This is a genomic window from Microcoleus sp. D3_18_C2 (assembly GCF_036702395.1).
GTDB lineage: Bacteria > Cyanobacteriota > Cyanobacteriia > Cyanobacteriales > Microcoleaceae > Microcoleus.
Map to the genome: position 1 here is coordinate 234360 of NZ_JAUBTG010000005.1, position 5196 is coordinate 239555.

At 46.2% G+C, this 5196-nt stretch carries 10 protein-coding genes; 6 read left to right on the plus strand and 4 right to left on the minus strand.

Annotated elements, in window-relative coordinates:
* The 4 genes from QUA88_RS06085 to ndhC form a co-directional block, all read right to left on the minus strand.
* On the minus strand, positions 1 to 777 hold a 777-nt coding region (locus QUA88_RS06085; RefSeq protein WP_333270806.1), incomplete at its 3' end, for a hypothetical protein.
* Positions 778 to 929: 152 nt separating this feature from the next.
* Positions 930 to 1433, minus strand: a complete 504-nt coding sequence (locus QUA88_RS06090) for an NAD(P)H-quinone oxidoreductase subunit J (protein WP_194067010.1) — start codon at positions 1431 to 1433, stop codon at positions 930 to 932.
* Positions 1426 to 2151: a photosynthetic/respiratory NAD(P)H-quinone oxidoreductase subunit K gene (gene ndhK, locus QUA88_RS06095; protein WP_333052111.1), complete on the minus strand. Its 726-nt coding sequence runs from the start codon at positions 2149 to 2151 to the stop codon at positions 1426 to 1428. The genes QUA88_RS06090 and ndhK overlap by 8 nt, the downstream gene beginning before the upstream one ends.
* Positions 2142 to 2504 (minus strand): photosynthetic/respiratory NAD(P)H-quinone oxidoreductase subunit C, encoded by a 363-nt coding sequence (gene ndhC, locus QUA88_RS06100; RefSeq protein ID WP_006635500.1) that lies wholly within the window; start codon positions 2502 to 2504, stop codon positions 2142 to 2144. Before ndhC ends, ndhK begins: the two co-directional genes overlap by 10 nt.
* A 366-nt stretch (positions 2505 to 2870) precedes the next feature.
* Here ndhC and QUA88_RS06105 point away from each other — a divergent pair, with 366 nt between their 5' ends.
* From QUA88_RS06105 to QUA88_RS06130, 6 genes are all read left to right on the plus strand, one after another.
* Positions 2871 to 3206, plus strand: coding sequence for a rubredoxin (locus QUA88_RS06105; RefSeq protein WP_333052113.1), 336 nt, complete (start codon positions 2871 to 2873; stop codon positions 3204 to 3206).
* Positions 3193 to 4206, plus strand: a complete 1014-nt coding sequence (locus QUA88_RS06110) for a photosynthesis system II assembly factor Ycf48 (RefSeq protein WP_333052116.1) — start codon at positions 3193 to 3195, stop codon at positions 4204 to 4206. The genes QUA88_RS06105 and QUA88_RS06110 overlap by 14 nt, the downstream gene beginning before the upstream one ends.
* A gap of 56 nt (positions 4207 to 4262) precedes the next feature.
* A complete protein-coding gene (gene psbE / locus QUA88_RS06115) occupies positions 4263 to 4511 on the plus strand; it encodes a cytochrome b559 subunit alpha (protein WP_006635503.1) in 249 nt (82 codons plus the stop codon).
* 20 nt (positions 4512 to 4531) lie between these two features.
* On the plus strand, positions 4532 to 4669 hold the full coding sequence (gene psbF, locus QUA88_RS06120) for a cytochrome b559 subunit beta (protein ID WP_006635504.1): 138 nt from the start codon (positions 4532 to 4534) through the stop codon (positions 4667 to 4669).
* A gap of 9 nt (positions 4670 to 4678) precedes the next feature.
* The gene (locus QUA88_RS06125) at positions 4679 to 4801 is read left to right on the plus strand and encodes a photosystem II reaction center protein L (RefSeq protein WP_015176850.1); all 123 of its coding nucleotides are present in this window, start codon (positions 4679 to 4681) and stop codon (positions 4799 to 4801) included.
* Positions 4802 to 4870: 69 nt separating this feature from the next.
* On the plus strand, positions 4871 to 4993 hold the full coding sequence (locus QUA88_RS06130) for a photosystem II reaction center protein J (RefSeq protein ID WP_333109398.1): 123 nt from the start codon (positions 4871 to 4873) through the stop codon (positions 4991 to 4993).
* The last annotated feature ends 203 nt before the right edge of the window (positions 4994 to 5196 follow it).

The window sequence follows — 5196 nt, forward strand, 5'->3', positions numbered from 1 at the left end:
TTGAGGTGAATTGGAGTTTAATGAATTTAACTCATAAAGCTTTCTTTCTAATTGTATTTTTTCTTGCTCTAGCTGGTTATTATCTATCTCTAAAGGTTGAATTCGGTCTAGTGTTCGTCTTAGTTCTGACTCTAAAGAGTTTTTGCTAGCTCGGAGTTGTAGATTATCTTGCGTCAATCTAGTATTATTATCTTTAACTTGATTTAACTCTCTTCTCAGAACGTCTCTTTCTTGCTGTAAATCCGTATTGGTTTTAATGAGTGATTGATTTTGGGCTATGACTTCATTAAGCTGTCTAGTAACCTCTTTAACTTTCTCGATTAAAAATTCCCACGTTATAAACTCTATATCTTGACTACTGAGAGAACCACCCAATTCTTGAATAAGAACTTTTTTATGAGCTTCTAGTTCTTCAATTTTTTGTTCAAAGTAAATATTTTCAATACGAAGATTTGTTGAAATTTTCCTTACTTCATCTCTTTCGCTCTCAACGCTTGCTAACTGTTGTTGTAGCTTGTGAACCGTCTGCTTCAAAGAATTGTTCTCAGTAGTAGCTGCCTTGAGTTCTGCCTCTGTTTGCTTAAATCTTGCAAGGATTTGAACTATAAAGGCGGTAAATAGGTTATTTCCTTGTTGTAACTGCTTGTTTATTTGCCTAAGCTCAACTGTCTGTGCTTTGAGCTGGTTATCATTCGGTTTGTTCTTACCCCTGCGAAGTTGCAGGTAAATTATTACGATACTTAGTAAAGCTATTAAACCCGCAGTTTCGTAAACCATACGAATAATTTTGTGAAAATTGCGTTTTTGGACATCGGTTCCCAGGCAGAGCCTAGCAAGCCGTTAATTTAAAAAACAGAGGGCGAGTTTCGCATAAAACTCAACTTTTAAAGTCCAATTTTATGCTCTAAACCCGCCCTCGCAAAACTCCCTTAATAAGCGTCTTGCAATTCGTAGAAATCAGGGGAAATGTAATCTTTCCGCAGCGGCCAGCCTACCCAATCTTCGTTCATCAAAATCCGTTTCAGATTCGGATGTCCTTCATAGACAATGCCGTACATATCGTAGGATTCCCGCTCTTGAAAGTCGGCTGCTTTCCAAATCCAGTAGACTGATGGCACTCTAGGATCTTCGCGGGGAATGAATACTTTGACGCGGACTTCTTCGGGGTGAGAAGCATTATCTGTCAGCTTAGCCAAGTGGTAAACGCTGACTAAATCTTCTCCCGGCCCTTGGTCGTAGGCGCACTGGCACTGCATATAATTAAACCCGTAGGCATACAGTGCTGTTGACATCGGAATTAGGAATTCTCGATCGACCTTTAATATCTCCACGCCCAAATTATCGGCCGCTAAAGCTTCGTGTTCAAAGCCATTCTGAGTCAACCACTGAGAAACCTTCCCGGCTTCAACAATTGAGGTTTCTGTCTCAGCCACGGTTTACCTCCTGTTTTTGTCCTGCAAGCAAAGCCGGTGGTACTGGCATTCCCATTGCTTCTGTCAATTCCTTCGGTGGCGCCATCCGGCCAGGAACTGACAAATATTTGCCATCCAAAATGTCGTCTACTACTTTCATCTTGTGGGGTCTGGTGTAGTAGCGGTGGGTGGGGAGCAAGTTGCCGCGTTCTTGCATAGAATCGTTGGCGATTTTTTTCCGCAGTTTGATAATTGCGTCAATAATCGCTTCTGGGCGGGGGGGACAGCCGGGGATGTACACGTCTACGGGAATCAGTTTGTCAACGCCTCTGACTGCTGTGGGGGAGTCTACGCTGAACATTCCGCCGGTGATGGTGCAGGCGCCCATCGCGATCACGTATTTGGGTTCGGGCATTTGTTCGTACAGCCGCACCAAGATGGGGGCGTACTTCATGGTGATGGTGCCGGCGGTGATTAGCAGGTCGGCTTGTCGCGGACTCGATCGCGGTACTAAGCCGAATCTGTCGAAGTCAAAGCGCGATCCGATCAAAGCTGCAAATTCGATGAAGCAGCAAGCGGTACCGTAAAGCAGGGGCCACAGGCTCGAAAGTCTAGCCCAATTGTAGAGGTCATCAACCGTAGTTAGGATGACATTCTCTGATAATTCCGATGTGACTTCAGGGCGAATAGCGGGATTGACGATTAGAGGTTTTTGTGATTTGTCAGAACTTAAGACCATTCCAAGGCTCCTTTGCGCCATGCATAGACAAGAGCAATAACGAGGATCGTGATAAAAAACAAGGCTTCGATGAAAGCCAACAGTCCTAGCTGGTTGAAAGCAACCGCCCAAGGATAGAGGAAGACGGTCTCTACGTCGAAGATGACGAAGACTAAGGCGAACATATAATATCGGATGTTGAACTGAATCCAGGCTCCGCCGATCGGCTCGACGCCGGATTCGTAGGTAGTGCGTCGGTCGTAGGGACGACTTTTGGGCCGCAGTACCTTAGACGCCGTGAGGGCGAGGATAGGGACTAGGCTGGAAATTAACAGGAAGCCTAAGAAATACTCGTAGCCGCTGAGTGCAAACACGATGAATAATTACTGCCTAGGTGAAAGGGTTCTGTAACTTGTCTGTTACATTATATAGATTTTGGGTAGCTAAAATTACGAGTTAGTTGAGATTAATCCTCCATCTTCTGCAATAATTTTTAATGTATATTTTAATATTGTAACTGCCTGTGGAAGACGGGCGGCTGCCTGTGGACGCTAAGTAAGACCATCCTCGACTTAAGTGTCGAACACCCAAGTGGTGTCCCTAACGTGGCATCGGCGGTTGAGACGGGAAACCTCGAAGACGAATAAGACCGTCCTCATATGAGTTTTAGTTGGAAGCCCCAACTCGAACGAAGTTTAGTTGAGGTACTTCACGATTAGCTGACCCATAATTTTGGATTTATGAGCGATCGAGCCACGGAGACTAATACCCTCGATCGGCACGAGTGCCGAGCCTGCGGCTACGTCTACAATCCTAAAAAAGGCGATCCTAAAAATGCAATTGCCCCTGGCACTGCTTTTACAGATGTCACCCCGACTTGGGTGTGTCCCGTTTGCGGGGCGCGCAAATCGATGTTTCAAAATCTCGGTCAGATGGAAGGGGTATCGGGATTTAAGGCAAATCAGCGCTACGGTGTCGGTGTCAACGGCATGACCGAAGGTCAGAAAAGTTTGCTGATTTTTGGCGGCTTGGTCGTTGGTTTCTTGTTGTTACTTAGTATGTATGGTTTGCAGTAAAACGATTGTGAGATTTTGGCAACGAATTGTAATGTTATTGGCCGCTGCGCTCATCTGTACGAGTTGCAGCACCATCGGTTCTGTGAGTTACAACCCCTGGCAAGTGATTTCCTTGCCGACGTCCGCTAATTTGCAGGATATTGCCTTTACGGGCAATCCTCAGCACGGCTGGGTTGTGGGTTCTGAGGCGACTCTGCTCGAAACGCTGGACGGCGGTACTAGCTGGAAGTCTATAGCACTGGATATCGACGATCCGAGGTCGCGTTTTGCGTCGGTGAGTTTTTCCGGTTCCGAAGGCTGGATTGTCGGCCAGCCTTCAGTTTTGCTCCACACGAACGATGAGGGCAAGTCTTGGACGCGGATTGCTTTGAGCTCTCAGTTGCCCGGTTCTCCGAGTACGATCGCAGCTTTGGGCCCGAATTCCGCCGAGATGACGACCGATGTCGGGGCGATTTACCGGACTTCCGACGGCGGCAAAAATTGGAAAGCTGTTGTGCAGGATTCTTTTGGGGTAGTTCGCAATATCAACCGTTCTGAAGACGGGCAGTATGTTGCAGTTTCCTCGAAGGGCAATTTCTACTCGGTGTGGAAACCCGGACAAGAAGCTTGGGAACCTCACAACCGCAATAGTTCTCGCCGCCTGCAAAATATGGGCTTTACCAAGGACGGGCGTTTGTGGATGCTTGCCCGCGGCGGTCAGATTCAGTTTAGCGACCCGTCCAATCCTGAAGGTTGGGGAAAACCGTTTTTTCCCGATCGCAAGGCGAGTTGGGGTTTGCTGGACATGGCTTACCGGACTGATAATGAAGTTTGGGTAGCCGGCGGCGGAGGCAATTTGCTGTGCAGTTTGGACGGCGGGAAAACTTGGCTAAAAGACCGCGAAGTTGAAGATGTTCCGGCTAATTTTTACAGGATTGTCTTTATGGGCCCCGATCGCGGATTTGTGATCGGCGCGAGCGGTACTCTACTTAAATATCAAGGTTCAGCGCAAGCTGCTTGATAGTAGAATAGTAAGAGAGATTGTCTGTCAATTTGTTGTTGAAAGGAGGATTCTAAATGGCTGGTACAACTGGAGAACGTCCGTTTGGGGACATTATTACAAGTATCCGTTATTGGGTAATTCACAGCATCACCATTCCGGCTTTGTTTATTGCTGGATGGCTGTTTGTGCAAACGGGTTTGGCTTACGATGCTTTCGGAACTCCTCGCCCTAACCAATATTTCACACCGCAGCGGGAAGAAGTGCCGATTATCTCGGATCGCTTTGAAGCTAAGAAACAAGTAGATCAGTTCATTGCCAAGTAATTTAACAAGGATTTGGAAAAATGACGAGTAGAACCCCCAATAATGAGCCAATTTCGTATCCGATTTTTACGGTGCGCTGGTTGGCCGTTCATACTTTAGGTGTCCCAACAATTTTCTTTTTGGGCGCGATCGCAGCAATGCAATTTATTCAACGATAGGAGTTTACAATGCCTGAGCGCGTTCCTAATCCCAACGAGCAGCCTGTTGAGTTAAACCGGACTTCTTTGTATTTGGGTTTGTTACTGATTTTTGTTTTGGGTATTTTGTTCTCCAGTTATTTCTTTAATTAACTGGTGTCTGAGTTGGCTTTCGATAGTTCCATCGAATTTGTTGAGCTGTAAATTAGTGAGGTGATGGCTATGTTTAGTGAAAGTGGCAGAATTCCTTTGTGGCTGGTAGCTACTGTTGCAGGCCTCGGTGTTCTCACCATTGTGAGTCTTTTCTTCTACGGTGCTTATGCCGGTTTGGGTTCTTCGATGTAAGTAGAATCAAGCTGATTTTCGGCTGTTAACCCCCCTTTTTCAAGGGGGGTTTTAATTATGCGAATTGTGTTGGTAAATCTGGTATAGCCTTTCTCAGGAATGAAAATTAAATAACTTCCACAAGTTTGTGGGATGGGCGTCCCGCCCGTCCAAAAAGGACGGGCGGGACGCCCATCCCACAATAACAATTAAAATTGTAAGTT

Coding starts and splice junctions, on each gene's coding strand:
- QUA88_RS06125 (WP_015176850.1), top strand. CDS start 4,679: ATGCCTGAGCGCGTTCCTAATCCCAACGAGCAGCCTGTTGAGTTAAAC.
- QUA88_RS06130 (WP_333109398.1), top strand. CDS start 4,871: ATGTTTAGTGAAAGTGGCAGAATTCCTTTGTGGCTGGTAGCTACTGTT.
- psbE (WP_006635503.1), top strand. CDS start 4,263: ATGGCTGGTACAACTGGAGAACGTCCGTTTGGGGACATTATTACAAGT.
- psbF (WP_006635504.1), top strand. CDS start 4,532: ATGACGAGTAGAACCCCCAATAATGAGCCAATTTCGTATCCGATTTTT.
- ndhK (WP_333052111.1), bottom strand. CDS start 2,151: ATGGTCTTAAGTTCTGACAAATCACAAAAACCTCTAATCGTCAATCCC.
- QUA88_RS06105 (WP_333052113.1), top strand. CDS start 2,871: ATGAGCGATCGAGCCACGGAGACTAATACCCTCGATCGGCACGAGTGC.
- QUA88_RS06110 (WP_333052116.1), top strand. CDS start 3,193: ATGGTTTGCAGTAAAACGATTGTGAGATTTTGGCAACGAATTGTAATG.